This window comes from Myxococcus vastator (assembly GCF_010894475.1).
Classification (GTDB): Bacteria; Myxococcota; Myxococcia; order Myxococcales; family Myxococcaceae; genus Myxococcus; species Myxococcus vastator.
Genome location: NZ_JAAIYB010000196.1, coordinates 1 through 14,488, shown reverse-complemented (window position 1 = coordinate 14,488; position 14,488 = coordinate 1). Strand labels below are relative to the sequence as shown.

The window sequence follows — 14,488 nt, the reverse complement described above, 5'->3', positions numbered from 1 at the left end:
CTGTATGGGGTGCGCGGCGTTCGCATTTCCGGTCCCCGTATCGGGGCCGGACTCATGGGTGGGAGGGCTTCCCCGTCTGGTAGCCCGCTCGCACCACCCACTCGAAAGGCAGTTGTCGTTCGATGAAGAAGATCACAGGTCAGGTCAAGCTGCAGATTCCCGCCGGCAAGGCGAACCCCGCTCCGCCGATCGGCCCCGCGCTCGGTCAGCAGGGCGTGAACATCATGGAGTTCTGCAAGCAGTTCAACGCGAAGACCCAGGCGGAGGCCAAGGAAGCGCTCATCATCCCGGTGGTCATCACCGTGTATGCGGACCGCTCCTTCACCTTCATCCTGAAGACCCCTCCCGCCGCCGTCCTCATCAAGAAGGCCGCGGGTCTCCACACGGAGAAGAAGAAGGGTTCGGGCGCGAAGAAGCCGGGCAAGGAGAAGGTCGGGCAGATCACCCGCGCTCAGCTCGAGGATATCGCGAAGAAGAAGATCCAGGACACCACCGCCGCGTCGCTCGAGGCCTGCATGAACACCATTGCCGGCACCGCACGCTCCATGGGCATCGACGTCGTCGGCTAGGCCGCCGCGCACCCACTCACGACAAGGATTTCTGTCATGGCTAAGACTGGGAAGAAGTTCCGTGCGGCCACCGCTCTGGTTGACCGCGATAAGCGCTACGCCATCGGCGAGGGCTTTCAGCTCCTGAAGAAGACGGTGGAGGCTCGCGCCACCAAGTACGACCAGACGGTCGACGTCTCCATCAACCTGGGCGTGGACCCGAAGCACGCGGACCAGATGGTCCGTGGCGCCGTGGTGCTCCCGCACGGCACCGGCGCCACCGTGCGCGTGGCCGTGTTCGCCAAGGGTGAGAAGGCCACCGACGCGGCCAACGCCGGCGCGGACGTGGTCGGCGCCGAGGACCTCCAGAAGCGCATCGAGGAAGGCTTCCTCGACTTCGACACCGTCATCGCCACCCCGGACATGATGGGTGTCGTCGGCCGCCTCGGTAAGGTGCTCGGTCCCCGCGGCCTGATGCCGAACCCGAAGGTCGGCACGGTGACCATGGATGTCGCGAAGGCCATTCGTGACGCCAAGGGCGGTAAGGTCGACTTCCGCGCCGAGAAGGCCGGTATCGTCCACGCGAAGCTGGGCAAGTGCTCCTTCGAAGTGGAGAAGCTCGAGGCCAACTTCAACGCGCTGGTGGACCTGGTGATGAAGCTGAAGCCGGCCGCCGCGAAGGGCGTGTACCTCCAGGGTATCGCCATCTCGTCCTCCATGGGGCCGGGCATCAAGCTCGACACCACGGAGGTCAAGGCGCGCCACGGCTAATCGCCGCCTGGCCGCCTGGACAAGGGGGCGTAGCCCTGGCTTTGAGTCGGGGCTGTCACCTGTCTGACGTCACAGGTTCGAAAGTTCTGGATCTTTGCTGAAGCCGGGGGTATAGGCCCCCGGCTTTTGCAATTGGGACGCCACGTCGTGAGGCGCGGCGCCCCGACACCTGGTTCATGACAGCAGGGACCTGGGTGGAGAGGATGCATGTTCCGTTGGCAGCCGGGCAACCGGTCGGACGGCATCTTCGACCCCGGGTTCAAACGACCGCAAGGTCAGCCCTGCCGAGACTGGAGGTGCGGTGTGGTGCCTCTCGGAGGCTCCTCTCGCTCTGCCACTTTGGCCCAGGCATCACGCCCGTCCTGAAAAGGCGGGCCCAGTAAGGAGGTGAGTCAAAGTGCTGAAGAGCGAGAAGGAAGAGATGATCAAGGAGCTCCACGAGAAGTTCTCGAGGACGACCTCCGCCGTCGTTGCTGAGTTCACCAAGGTGGACGTGGAGACGGTGACCAAGCTCCGCAAGAAGTTCCGCGAGGGCAATGTCGAGTACAAGGTCATCAAGAACACGCTGGCGCGCCGTGCCGCGCAGGGCACGTCCGTGTCGGTCATCGCTGATGACTTCACGGGCCCCGTGGCCCTGTGCATCAGCTACGGCGACGTGGTGGCTCCCGCGAAGATCCTGGTCGAGTTCACGAAGGACCTCGAGGACAAGATCAAGATCCGCACTGCCGTCGTCGAAGGCCGCAAGGTCGACGTTGCCGGCGTGAAGGCCCTGGCGAAGCTGCCGGGTCTGCCCGAGCTTCGCGCGCAGCTGCTGGGCGTCATCAGCCAGCCCGCGAGCAAGCTGGTTCGGACCATCGCGGCTCCGGGTTCGCAGCTCGCCCGAGTCGTCCAGGCCCACGCGGACAAGGCGCAGGGGTAGTTTCCCTCATCTGTTCGAGAAGTTTTTCTACCGCAACCTCTCCGGCCGAAACTCTCCAAAGGGGAGTTGGCCGTTAGTCGAAACCAGAAGGACACATTTCAATGGCTGACCTGAACACGATTGTTGACCAGCTCTCGTCCCTGACCGTCCTCGAGGCGGCCGAGCTCGTGAAGCAGCTCGAGAGCAAGTGGGGCGTCTCCGCCGCCGCCGTGGCCGTTGCCGCGGGCCCGGCCGCCGCCGCCGCTCCTGTCGAGGAGCAGACGGAGTTCACGGTGGTGCTGGCCAACGCCGGCGCCAACAAGATCAACGTCATCAAGGAGATCCGCGCGATCACCGGCCTGGGCCTGAAGGAGGCCAAGGACCTGGTCGAGGGCGCTCCGAAGAACGTCAAGGAAGGCGTCAACAAGGACGACGCCAAGAAGATCAAGGACCAGCTCACCGCGGCTGGCGCCACCGTCGAAGTCAAGTAATTTCTACAGGGGTTGCCCGGTTTTCCGGGAAATTTCGGGCAGCCTCCTGACCGGATGTGCAGGCCGGCGCTCCCTGAGTGGGGGCGCCGGCTTTGCCCATTTGACCGTTGCAAATTTCCCGGCGCCGCCGCGCGTTACTGAAGTTTGCCCGCCCGAGCAGTAGTCCCCGGAGCCAGAATGCCGACGCAGATCCAGAACAATTTCCGCGTGCGGAAGACCTTCGCGAAGATCGCGAAGATCATCGACATTCCCAATCTTATCAACATCCAGAAGCAGTCCTACGAGAAGTTCCTCCAGGCGGACATTGCCGCCGACAAGCGCGAGGACCTCGGTCTTCAGGGCGTCTTCAAGTCGGTGTTCCCCATCCGCGACTTCAACGAGACCTCCTCGCTGGAGTTCGTGAGCTACCACCTGGAGCGCCCGAAGTACGACGTGGATGAGTGCCACCAGCGTGGCATGACGTATTCGGCGCCCATCAAGGTCGTCGTGCGCCTGGTCGTGTGGGACAAGGACGAGGAGACCGGCGCCCAGTCCATCCGTGACGTGAAGGAGCAGGAGGTCTATTTCGGCGAAATCCCGCTGATGACCCAGAACGGTACCTTCATCATCAACGGTACCGAGCGCGTCGTCGTCAGCCAGCTGCATCGCAGCCCGGGCGCCTTCTTCGACCATGACAAGGGCAAGAGCCACTCGTCTGGCAAGCTGCTCTACAACGCCCGCATCATTCCCTACCGCGGTTCGTGGATCGACTTCGAGTTCGACCACAAGGACCTGCTGTACGTGCGCATCGACCGCCGCCGCAAGCTGCCGGCCACGGTGCTCATCCGCGCGCTCGGCGCCGTCCCGGACACCGCGAAGAAGAACCCGCTGGAGTTCAAGGGCTCCACCGAGGAGATCCTCAACTACTACTACGCGACGGAGACGATCTACCTCCACAGCGCGGAGGAGTTCGAGAAGAGCGTCGAGCTCGAGCTGCTGCCCGGTCAGCGCGCGACGCGCGACATCAAGACGAAGACGGGCGAGCTGATCGTCAAGAAGAACCGTAAGTTCACCCGCGCCGCCATCAAGAAGCTCGAAGCGGCGAAGATGAAGACGCTCCCGATCGATGCGGACGAGCTCTTCACGAAGGTGTCCGCCTACGACGTCGTCGAAGAGACCAACGGCGTGGTGCTCCTCGAGTGCAACGAGGAGGTCACCCAGGAGAAGGTGGACGAGCTCCTCAAGCACGGCATCAAGGAGTTCAAGGTCCTCTTCATCGACAACCTCAACGTGGGCCCGTACCTGCGTGAGACGTTGATGCTGGACAAGCTCGAGACCCCCGAGCAGTCCATCATGGAGATCTACCGCCGCCTGCGCCCTGGCGATCCGCCGACGCCGGAGACGGCCATCAACCTGTTCACCAACCTGTTCTTCAACCCGGAGCGCTACGACCTCTCCAAGGTCGGCCGCCTCAAGCTGAACTTCAAGTTCGGCCTCGAGGAGCCGCTCGACGGGCAGATCCTCACCAAGCGGGACATCCTCGAGGTGATCCGCTACCTGATCGATCTGAAGAACGGCAAGGGGACCATCGACGACATCGACCACCTGGGCAACCGCCGCGTCCGCGCGGTGGGCGAGCTGCTGGAGAACCAGTACCGCATCGGCCTGGTGCGCATGGAGCGGGCGATCAAGGAGCGCATGAGCCTCCAGGAGATCGAGACGCTCATGCCGCACGACCTCATCAACGCCAAGCCCGTCACGGCGGTCATCAAGGAGTTCTTCGGGTCCAGCCAGCTGTCGCAGTTCATGGACCAGACGAACCCCCTGTCGGAGGTCACCCACAAGCGGCGCCTGTCGGCGCTCGGGCCCGGCGGCCTGACCCGCGAGCGCGCGGGCTTCGAGGTGCGCGACGTGCACCCGACGCACTACGGCCGCATCTGCCCCATCGAGACGCCGGAAGGTCCGAACATCGGCCTCATCGCGTCGCTGTCCACCTACGCGCGCGTCAACGAGTTCGGCTTCGTGGAGACGCCGTACCGCAAGGTCGAGGGCGGCGTGGTGACGACGGACGTGGCCTTCTACTCCGCGCTCGAGGAGGAGAAGCACACCATCGCCCAGGCGAACGCGGAGACGGACAAGAAGGGCAAGTTCGCCAACGCGCTGGTGTCCAGCCGCCGCGGTGGTGAGTTCGTCCAGGCTCGCGCCGAGGACGTGGACCTGATGGACGTGTCCCCGAAGCAGTTGGTGTCGGTGGCCGCGTCGCTCATCCCGTTCCTGGAGAACGACGACGCCAACCGCGCGCTCATGGGCTCCAACATGCAGCGCCAGGCCGTTCCGCTGCTGCGTACCGCGGCGCCGCTGGTGGGCACGGGTATCGAGTCCATTGTCGCCCGCGACTCCGGCGTCACCTGCGTGGCCCGGCGCGACGGCATCGTGGAGAGCGTGGACGCCGGCCGCATCGTGGTGAAGGCGGACGTGCCGGCCTCGCTGAGCGACGTCACGAGCGAGGTCGACATCTACAACCTGCTCAAGTACCAGCGCTCCAACCAGAACACCTGCCTCAACCAGAAGCCCATCATCAGCAAGGGCGACCGGGTGAAGAAGGGTGACGTCATCGCGGACGGCCCGGCCACCGAGACGGGCGAGCTGGCGCTGGGGCAGAACGTCGTCGTCGCGTTCATGCCGTGGCAGGGCTACAACTTCGAGGACTCCATCCTCATCAGCGAGCGCATCCTCAAGGACGACGTCTACACGTCGATCCACATCGAGGAGTTCGAGTGCATCGCGCGCGACACCAAGCTGGGCAAGGAGGAGATCACCCGCGACATCCCGAACGTGGGTGAGGAAGCCCTCAAGGACCTCGACGAGAGCGGCATCATCCGCATCGGCGCCGAGGTGAAGCCCGGCGACGTGCTGGTGGGCAAGATCACCCCGAAGGGCGAGACGCAGCTGTCTCCTGAAGAGAAGCTGCTGCGCGCCATCTTCGGTGAGAAGGCCGGCGACGTGCGTGACAGCTCGCTGCGTGTCCCGCCGGGCGTGGTGGGCACCGTCATCAACGCCAAGGTGTTCAGCCGCAAGGGCGTGGAGAAGGACGAGCGCGCCAAGCAGATCGAGTCCATGGAGGAGGCGAAGCTCCTCAAGGACCAGAACGACGAGATCAAGGTCCTCCAGGACAGCGCGTTCGGCCGCATCCGCGGCCTGGTGCGCACCAAGGAGGTCCAGGGCAAGCTCGTGGACGACAAGGGGAAGATCCTCCTGAAGAAGGGGGACATCCTCGACGACGAGCTGCTGTCCACGGTGCCCTACAAGTACTGGGGTGAGATCTCCGTCGGCGATCCGCTGGACTCGCGCCTGCGCGACATCCTCCGCCACCTGGAGGAGACGAAGGAGGCCGTGAAGCTGGCCTTCGGCGAGAAGATCGCCCGCATCAAGAAGGGCGACGAGCTGCCGCCGGGCGTCATCAAGATGGTGAAGGTGTACGTCGCCATCAAGCGCAAGCTGGCCGTGGGCGACAAGATGGCCGGCCGCCACGGAAACAAGGGCGTCGTGTCCCGCATCCTCCCCGAGGAGGACATGCCGTACCTGGAGGACGGGCGTCCGGTGGACATCGTCCTCAACCCGCTGGGCGTGCCCTCGCGCATGAACATCGGGCAGATCCTCGAAACGCACCTGGGCTGGGCCGCCAAGGGCACCGGCGAAGCGCTGCAGCGCTACGTCGAGTCCAACTGGAGCTCGGACGCCATCAAGGAGCGCCTCAAGGTCATCTACAGCGACCCGGCGTTCGGCGAGTTCCTCGACAAGCTCGACGACGAGGAGATCAAGCAGCTGTGCCGCCGCTCCAAGCGGGGCATCCACGTCGCCACGCCCGTCTTCGACGGCGCGGAGGAGACGGAGATCCACGCCCTGCTGGACGAGGGCCAGCTGCCCCGCACGGGACAGATGGTGCTCTTCGACGGGCGCACCGGTGAGCCGTTCGACCAGAACGTCACCGTGGGCGTCATGTACATGCTGAAGCTGCACCACCTGGTGGACGAGAAGATCCACGCCCGCTCCATCGGGCCCTACTCGCTCGTCACGCAGCAGCCCCTGGGCGGCAAGGCGCAGTTCGGCGGTCAGCGTCTGGGCGAGATGGAAGTCTGGGCGATGGAGGCCTACGGCGCGGCGTACACGCTGCAGGAGTTCCTCACCGTCAAGTCGGACGACGTGGTGGGCCGCACGCGCATGTACGAGGCCATCGTCAAGGGCGACAACGTCCTGGAGAGCGGTCTGCCCGAGTCGTTCAACGTGCTCCTCAAGGAGCTCCAGTCGCTCGCGCTCGACGTGGAGCTGCTGGAGAGCGCCCCACCGGAGCGGCAGCGCAGCTTCGGAGGCGACTTCCTCGGCGGTGGTGACGGCGAGGAGCGCAAGACGGGAACCGAGGCCTGATTGCACGGAGCGCCCGCCTGACCGGCCGCCCGCCGTCCCGAAAGGGGCGGGCGCGGCCGGAACGGGGCGGGGGCCCGAATCAGCTGGCGGCCCCCCTTGGAAGAGGGGGGCGCCCAACGAGATTTCGGAGGCAACGTGAAGGACATTTTCAACTTCTTCGAGAAGCCGAAGGACCCGCTGTCGTTCAACGCCATCCGCATTGCGCTGGCGTCGCCCGACAAGATTCGCCAGTGGTCCCATGGCGAGGTGAAGAAGCCGGAGACCATCAACTACCGCACCTTCAAGCCGGAGCGGGACGGGCTCTTCTGCGCCCGCATCTTCGGGCCGGTGAAGGACTACGAGTGCAACTGCGGCAAGTACAAGCGCATGAAGCACCGCGGCGTGGTGTGCGAGAAGTGCGGTGTGGAGGTCATCCAGTCCAAGGTGCGCCGTGAGCGCCTGGGCCACATCACCCTGGCCACGCCGGTGGCCCACATCTGGTTCCTCAAGTCGCTGCCGAGCCGCATCGGCAACCTGCTCGACATCACGCTGAAGGAGCTGGAGAAGGTCCTCTACTGCGAGAGCTACATCGTCCTCGATCCGAAGGCGACGCCGCTGCAGAAGGGCGAGCTCATCAGCGAGGACAAGATGCACCGGCTCTACCAGGAGCACGGTGAGGACTCCTTCACCACGGGCATGGGCGGCGAGGCCGTCCGGGAGATGCTCAAGTCGCTGAACGTCGAGAAGCTGTCCGAAGAGCTGCGCAAGGACATGCGGGAGACGACCAGCGAGGCGAAGCGGAAGAAGTACGCCAAGCGCCTGAAGGTGGCCGAGGCGTTCCGCGTCTCCGGCAACAAGCCGGAGTGGATGATGCTGGACGTGATTCCGGTGATTCCGCCGGACCTGCGCCCGCTCGTTCCCCTGGATGGTGGCCGCTTCGCGACCTCCGACCTGAACGACCTGTACCGCCGCGTCATCAACCGCAACAACCGGCTGAAGCGCCTCCAGGAGCTGAACGCTCCGGACATCATCATCCGCAACGAGAAGCGGATGCTGCAGGAGGCCGTGGACGCGCTGTTCGACAACGGCCGTCGCGGCAAGACGATCACGGGCCCCAACAAGCGCCCGCTGAAGTCGCTGTCCGACATGCTCAAGGGCAAGCAGGGCCGGTTCCGCCAGAACCTGCTCGGCAAGCGCGTGGACTACTCGGGCCGCTCCGTCATCGTGGTGGGCCCCGAGCTGCGCCTGCACCAGTGCGGCCTGCCGAAGATCATGGCGCTCGAGCTCTTCAAGCCGTTCATCTACAACAAGCTCGAAGAGAAGGGTTACGTCACCACCATCAAGTCCGCGAAGAAGATGGTGGAGAAGGAGCGTCCCGAGGTCTGGGACATCCTCGAGGACGTCATCCGCGAGCACCCGGTGCTCCTCAACCGCGCGCCCACGCTGCACCGTCTGGGCATGCAGGCCTTCGAGCCCGTGCTGATTGAAGGCAAGGCCATCCAGCTGCACCCGCTGGTGTGCGCCGCCTTCAACGCCGACTTCGACGGCGACCAGATGGCCGTGCACGTGCCGCTCTCCATCGAAGCGCAGATGGAGGCCCGCGTGCTGATGATGTCGACGAACAACATCCTCAGCCCCGCGAACGGCAAGCCCATCATCGTCCCGACGCAGGACATGGTGCTCGGCATCTACTACATGACCCGCGCCCGCGAGTTCGCCAACGGCGAGGGCCGCGTGTTCGCCTCGCCGGACGAGGTTCGCGCCGCGTACGACCACGGCGAAGTGCACCTCCAGGCGAAGGTCGTCTGCCGCATCGACGGCAAGCGCAAGGAGACCACCGTCGGCCGCGTCCTCCTGTGGGAGGTCGTCCCGCGCGCGGTGGGCTTCGACGCCATCAACAAGGTGCTCGACAAGAAGTCGCTCGGCGGCCTCATCGACCTCTGCTACCGCCTCACGGGTGAGAAGGAGACGGTGCTGCTCGCGGACCGCGTGCGCAGCTTGGGCTACTACAACGCCACCCGCGCCGGCATCTCCATCGCGCTCAAGGACATGATCATCCCTGCGAAGAAGCAGGAGTTCCTGGACTTCGCGCGCAAGGAAGTGTCGGAGATCGAGAACCAGTACCTCGAGGGCCTCATCACCGACGGCGAGCGCTACAACAAGGTCATCGATATCTGGGCGGAGATCACCGAGAAGGTCGCCCAGGAGATGATGCAGCAGATCTCCCAGGAGGAGACGTCCGGGGACCGCGACGGCAAGCGCGAGACGCGCAAGCAGCCGTCCTTCAACCCCATCTACATCATGGCCGACTCGGGCGCGCGTGGTAGCGCCCAGCAGATCCGTCAGCTGGCGGGTATGCGTGGCCTGATGGCGAAGCCCTCCGGCGAAATCATCGAGACGCCCATCACGGCCAACTTCCGTGAAGGTCTCTCCGTGCTGCAGTACTTCATCTCCACGCACGGCGCCCGCAAGGGTCTGGCGGACACGGCGCTCAAGACGGCCAACTCCGGTTACCTCACCCGCCGCCTCGTGGACGTGGCGCAGGACGCCATCATCAACGAGTACGACTGCGGCACCATGGACGGCCTGTTCATCGGCGCCCTGGTGGAGGGCGGCGAGATCATCGAGCCGCTCGGCGAGCGCATCCTGGGCCGCGTGGCCCTGGATGACATCCTCGACCCCGTCACGGGCGAGGTGCTGGTGCGCGCCAACGAGGAGATCGACGAGGAGCGCGTCCGCCGCATCGAGAACAGCGGCATGGACAAGGTGAAGATCCGCTCGGTGCTCACCTGCCAGGCCAAGCGCGGCATCTGCGTGGAGTGCTACGGCCGTGACCTGGCCCGCGGCCGCAAGGTGTCCGTGGGTGAGGCGGTCGGCGTCATCGCGGCGCAGTCCATCGGTGAGCCGGGTACCCAGCTCACGATGCGCACCTTCCACATCGGTGGTGCGGCGACGCGGCGCGCGGAGCAGTCCAGCCTGGAGAACCGCTACGCGGGTAGCGTGAAGTTCGCGGGCCTCACCACCGTGCAGAAGACGGACGGCACGCTGGTGGCCATGAACCGCAACGGCGAAATCGTCGTCGTGGACGACTCGGGCCGCGAGCGCGAGCGCTACCAGGTCATCTACGGTGCCCGCATCCTCGTGAAGGAAGGCCAGCGCATCGAGCCGGGCGTCCTCATGGCGGAGTGGGACCCGTTCGCGATTCCGCTGCTGACCGAGGTCGGCGGTGTCGTGCGCTACGAGGACATCATCGAAGGCGTGACGATGTCCGAGGCGCTGGACGAGGTGACCGGCCTTTCGCGCAAGACGGTCATCGAGTCCAAGGACCCGGAGGCGCGCCCGCGGGTCACCATCCGCGACGCCAACGGCAACGTGAAGGACCTGCCCAGCTCCCGCAACCCGGCGAGCTACTTCCTGCCGCAGGGCTCCATCATCACCGTCAACGACGGCGATGAAATCCACCCGGGCGAGGTCATCGCCAAGGTGCCGCGCGAGACGACGAAGACCAAGGACATCACGGGCGGTCTGCCCCGCGTGGCCGAGCTCTTCGAGGCGCGCAAGCCGAAGGACGCGGCGGCGATCGCCGAAATCGACGGCGTGGTGTCGTTCGGCAAGGATACCAAGGGCAAGCGCAAGCTCATCATCACCCCCGAGGTGAACGGCGAGCAGCGCACGGACCTGGCCAAGGAGTACCTCATCTCCAAGGGCAAGAACATCAGCGTCCACTCCGGCGACCGCGTGAAGGCCGGCGAGGCGATGATGGACGGCTCGGCCAACCCGCACGACATCCTCAAGGTGCTGGGCGAGAAGGAGCTCGCGCGCTACCTGGTGGACGAAGTGCAGGAGGTCTACCGACTGCAGGGCGTGAAGATCAACGACAAGCACATCGAGACCATCGTCCGGCAGATGCTCCGCCGCGTGCGCGTCACCGATGTGGGCGACACCAACTTCCTGGTCGACGAGCAGGTCGAGAAGTGGGTGTTCGAGGAGGAGAACGAGAAGGTCATGTCGGAAAGCAAGCGTCCCGCCGTCGGCGAGCCGCTGCTGCTCGGCATCACCAAGGCCTCGCTCTCCACCGAGTCCTTCATCTCCGCGTCGTCCTTCCAGGAGACCACCAAGGTGCTCACCGAGGCCGCCATCAACGGCAAGGTGGACTACCTGCGCGGCCTCAAGGAGAACGTCATCATGGGCCGGCTCATCCCCGCCGGCACGGGTCTGCCGAACTACAAGCACCTGGACATCGCGGTGGAGAGCCCCACCGACGAGGTCAACGAGATGGAGGCCGCCCTGGCCGCCACTCACGGCGACACCGGCCCCCTGGGCGAGCCTTCCCGCCCGGTAGGCACTCAGACGACCGGCGCGGCCTAGTCCGCGCGCCAGCCGTCCTCAAAGCGTTCGCTTGAAGACAACCGCCGCTCCCGGAGCTTCCTCCGGGGCGGCGGTTTTCCTTTGTTCATGGCTAATCGCGTTAGGGGCTCGTCGTTGGCTTGACGCTCATGGCGCGCTGCGTTAGCTGTTGGACGTTGCAGTGACGCACCTGGTTACCGCCCGGCGAAAGCCGGGATAGGGGAGGACGGTATGGCCACGATGAAGACCGAGACCGAGGCGACGCAGAACGAAGTTGAGAGCTCCGAGGCCGCCGCGAAGAGCGGACTGGCGCAGAACGTGGAGAGCTTCCTGAAGGCTCAGCTGTCTCAGGCGCAGAAGCGCATCGAGGAGCTGGAAGGCGAAGCGGGCAAGGTGGTGAAGACCTTGGAGTCCCGTGGTCAGGAGGCCGCCAAGGAGGCCCAGACGCTGTGGACGAAGTTCCAGGCGGGTGAGCTGCTGACGGATCCGCGCGTGCAGGAGCTGAGCAAGCGCGCCAACGAGGCCAGCACCGAGCTGGGCCGGCGCGTGGACGCCGCGGGCACCGAGCTGCGCAAGCGCATTGACGGCCTCCAGACGCGCGTCGTCGAGGCCGTGGGCGTGGCCAGCCAGGCGCAGCTGAAGGACCTCAACAAGGAGCTGGCGAAGCTGTCCCGCAAGGTGGATTCGCTGCTGAAGCCGGTGCGCCGGGTGAATGGCGCGAAGCCCGCGGGAAGCCCCGCGTCCTCGCCGCGCGCCTGAAGTTCCGTCAAATCCCGACAGGCAGTGTGGCCTCTCCCTTTCTCGGAGTGCGAAAGGGAAGGGGGAGGCACATCGCCGTCGTTCCCTTCACATCGGGGGTGTGCTTATTTCGGCCGTTCCCCGACCGGTTCGGGCCTGAACGTCCGGCCCGTACACCTCCCGGAGAGACCCCATGGACAACAAGCCCGAGGCCCCCCGAGAGAAGAACCCCGTGACGGAGACGTTCGAGCGTCTCTGGAGCCAGGCCCTGCTGGCGGTGAACACGGCCGAGGAAGAAGCCTCGCGGGCGGTGCATCGCGTGGCCTCGGTGGCGGGTTGGAGCCAGGACGAGGTGAAGCGCCAGGCCCGGGAGTTCAGTGAGCGGCTGGTGGGCCACCGCAGGGATTTGGAGCACAACGTGGAGGAGCGCGTGCGCCAGGCCCTGACGAAGATGAAGCTGCCCCGCCGCGAGGAGCTGGCGGCCTTTGGGACCCGGCTGGACAAGCTCGCCGAGCGCATCCAGGCCCTGGAGCACCGGAAGTGAAAGCCCCCGCCCCCTCGGGCGGGAGGTCCTTCGGTACGCGGCTCTTCGAACGTCTCCACGCCTTCAGCTCGGGTTGTTCCCGGCTCCCGCTGCTCGCGGGCGCGGCGCTCGTCGTGTCCGCGCGACTGGTGCCGCTGCTGGAAGAGCGGCCGGTGCAGCCCGTCGTCCCGGGGGTCGTGGCGGCGGAGGTCATCTCCCCCGACGCGTCGCTCATTGACGCGGTGCTGGCGCGCCGTGCCCCGGACCTGGGCCTGACGCTGCGCCGGCAGCTCATCCAGGCCATCGCCGAGGAGGCCGGGCGGCTCGCGTATGATCCGCTGCTGATCCTGGCCATCATCGACGTGGAGTCGGACTTCACGGAAGACGCCGTGTCCGTGAAGGGCGCGCGTGGGCTGATGCAGATCAAACCCAGCACGCTGCACTTCCTGGCGGAGAAGGAAGGCCTGCGCCTGTCCCGCGAGGAAGTGACGGCGGACACCGCGCTCTGCGTGCGGCTGGGCATCCGTTACCTGCGCTCGCTGCAGGAGCGCTTCGGCGGGGACCTGGACCTGGCCTTGATGGCCTACAACGCCGGCCCCACCCGCATCCGCAACGCCATCAAGCAGGGCGAGCTGGAGCGCTTCCGGCGCTATCCACGGGCGGTCCGCCGGGACTTCCGGCGCTTCCGTGAGGGCCACGGGCTGGGTGGAGACTGGGCCCTGGCGCAGCGCGAGGTGCCTCCCGAGCCCATGCCCTGAAGTGGGCCTGGGTGAATCTCCGGGCAACAGGGACGCTCCAAGGGGGTGCACGCGCGCCTTGTTCCGTCCCGCCGGGTGCGCTAAGCCTTCCAAGTGCCCGGGACTGTTGGAGATTCTCAGGAGTGACCCGCATGAAGAACCCCCTGTTCCCCAGCGCCGCGCTGGCCGCCGCCCTGACCCTGGCCCCGTTCGGGGCTCACGCCGGCTCCGTCTTCCTCAACGGCGTCAAGATTGACGGCGTCACCAACCAGAAGTTCGAGAAGGCCACCGTCCGCATCGACGAGGCCGGCAACGTGCACATCGACGCGCCGGGCTACGCGGCCCGGGTGTCGACGGTGACGCCCGCGGCTCCCCCGGCGTCGGCACCGGCGCCTGGCACCGCTCCCTCTGGGGCGGCCGCCCCCGCCGCGAAGACGCCTCCCGCGGCGCAGCAGGCGCCCGGCGCACCCACGGCCCCCGGGCGCCTCACCCAGCGCTACTGGCTGGTGACGGAGCAGACGGTGCCGGGGATGACGGGGTACGACATCGACGTGTTCATCAACTCCACGTGGCTGCGCAAGCTGCGCGGCAACGAGGACCAGGTGGTGGTGGACATCACCCGCAACCTGCGGCCGGGGGCGAACAAGGTGACGTTCATCGCCCGGAAGGGGAACCCCGGGGACGCGCGCAGCAGTTCGCCTGCCCACGTGTTTCGGGTCATCATTGGCGAGGGGAACGAGGGCGGCGGGAACGTGATGATCGACAACCCCCTCCTCCGCTTCCAGAAGACCGCGGCGGACACGCAGGATGCGACGCAGGAGTTCACCCTCACCACGCGCTGACAGGGGCGGGGCTTCGGGTAACGGAGACAACCGTGTTCAACCTCGACGAGCGCTACCGCGGGCTGCCCGCCACGCGGGAACAAATCCTGGCGCTGCACACCTCCCTCAACACGCCGCACGTGGCCATTCCGGGCAAGCAGGCGGGGCCGGCGCAGGCCTTCGTCGTGGGCCTCCGGGGAGGGCAGGGGACCGCGGCGGTCTTCGTCTACC

10 protein-coding genes and 1 pseudogene are annotated in these 14,488 nt (G+C 66.1%); all 11 read left to right on the top strand.

The features are described 5' to 3' along the window. Window positions 1-122: 122 nt before the first annotated feature. Window positions 123-569, top strand: coding sequence for a 50S ribosomal protein L11 (gene rplK / locus G4D87_RS20030; protein ID WP_163783666.1), 447 nt, complete (start codon window positions 123-125; stop codon window positions 567-569). Between the two features lie 36 nt (window positions 570-605). Further along, the gene (gene rplA / locus G4D87_RS20025) at window positions 606-1,319 is read left to right on the top strand and encodes a 50S ribosomal protein L1 (RefSeq protein WP_163783665.1); all 714 of its coding nucleotides are present in this window, start codon (window positions 606-608) and stop codon (window positions 1,317-1,319) included. A 397-nt stretch (window positions 1,320-1,716) separates the two neighbouring features. Further along, the gene (gene rplJ, locus G4D87_RS20020; RefSeq protein WP_163783664.1) at window positions 1,717-2,238 is read left to right on the top strand and encodes a 50S ribosomal protein L10; all 522 of its coding nucleotides are present in this window, start codon (window positions 1,717-1,719) and stop codon (window positions 2,236-2,238) included. Window positions 2,239-2,339: 101 nt separating this feature from the next. Further along, a complete protein-coding gene (rplL, locus tag G4D87_RS20015) occupies window positions 2,340-2,708 on the top strand; it encodes a 50S ribosomal protein L7/L12 (RefSeq protein WP_163783663.1) in 369 nt (122 codons plus the stop codon). Window positions 2,709-2,885: 177 nt separating this feature from the next. Continuing rightward, window positions 2,886-7,112 carry a DNA-directed RNA polymerase subunit beta gene (rpoB, locus tag G4D87_RS20010; protein WP_163783662.1) on the top strand — a complete coding sequence of 1,409 codons (4,227 nt, stop codon included), beginning with the start codon at window positions 2,886-2,888 and terminating at the stop codon, window positions 7,110-7,112. 135 nt (window positions 7,113-7,247) lie between these two features. Further along, window positions 7,248-11,459, top strand: a complete 4,212-nt coding sequence (rpoC, locus tag G4D87_RS20005) for a DNA-directed RNA polymerase subunit beta' (protein WP_163783661.1) — start codon at window positions 7,248-7,250, stop codon at window positions 11,457-11,459. 210 nt (window positions 11,460-11,669) lie between these two features. Next, window positions 11,670-12,197, top strand: a complete 528-nt coding sequence (locus tag G4D87_RS20000; RefSeq protein WP_163783660.1) for a GumC domain-containing protein — start codon at window positions 11,670-11,672, stop codon at window positions 12,195-12,197. A 172-nt stretch (window positions 12,198-12,369) separates the two neighbouring features. Further along, the gene (locus tag G4D87_RS19995) at window positions 12,370-12,720 is read left to right on the top strand and encodes a phasin family protein (RefSeq protein ID WP_163783659.1); all 351 of its coding nucleotides are present in this window, start codon (window positions 12,370-12,372) and stop codon (window positions 12,718-12,720) included. Beyond that, complete coding sequence (locus G4D87_RS19990; RefSeq protein WP_163783658.1) at window positions 12,717-13,457, top strand: lytic transglycosylase domain-containing protein; 741 nt, start codon at window positions 12,717-12,719, stop codon at window positions 13,455-13,457. The genes G4D87_RS19995 and G4D87_RS19990 overlap by 4 nt, the downstream gene beginning before the upstream one ends. Before the next feature lie 131 nt (window positions 13,458-13,588). Then, the gene (locus G4D87_RS19985) at window positions 13,589-14,278 is read left to right on the top strand and encodes a hypothetical protein (RefSeq protein WP_205507651.1); all 690 of its coding nucleotides are present in this window, start codon (window positions 13,589-13,591) and stop codon (window positions 14,276-14,278) included. 32 nt (window positions 14,279-14,310) lie between these two features. Then, window positions 14,311-14,488, top strand: a pseudogene (locus G4D87_RS40125) (social motility and stimulation tgl protein); the annotation flags it as partial.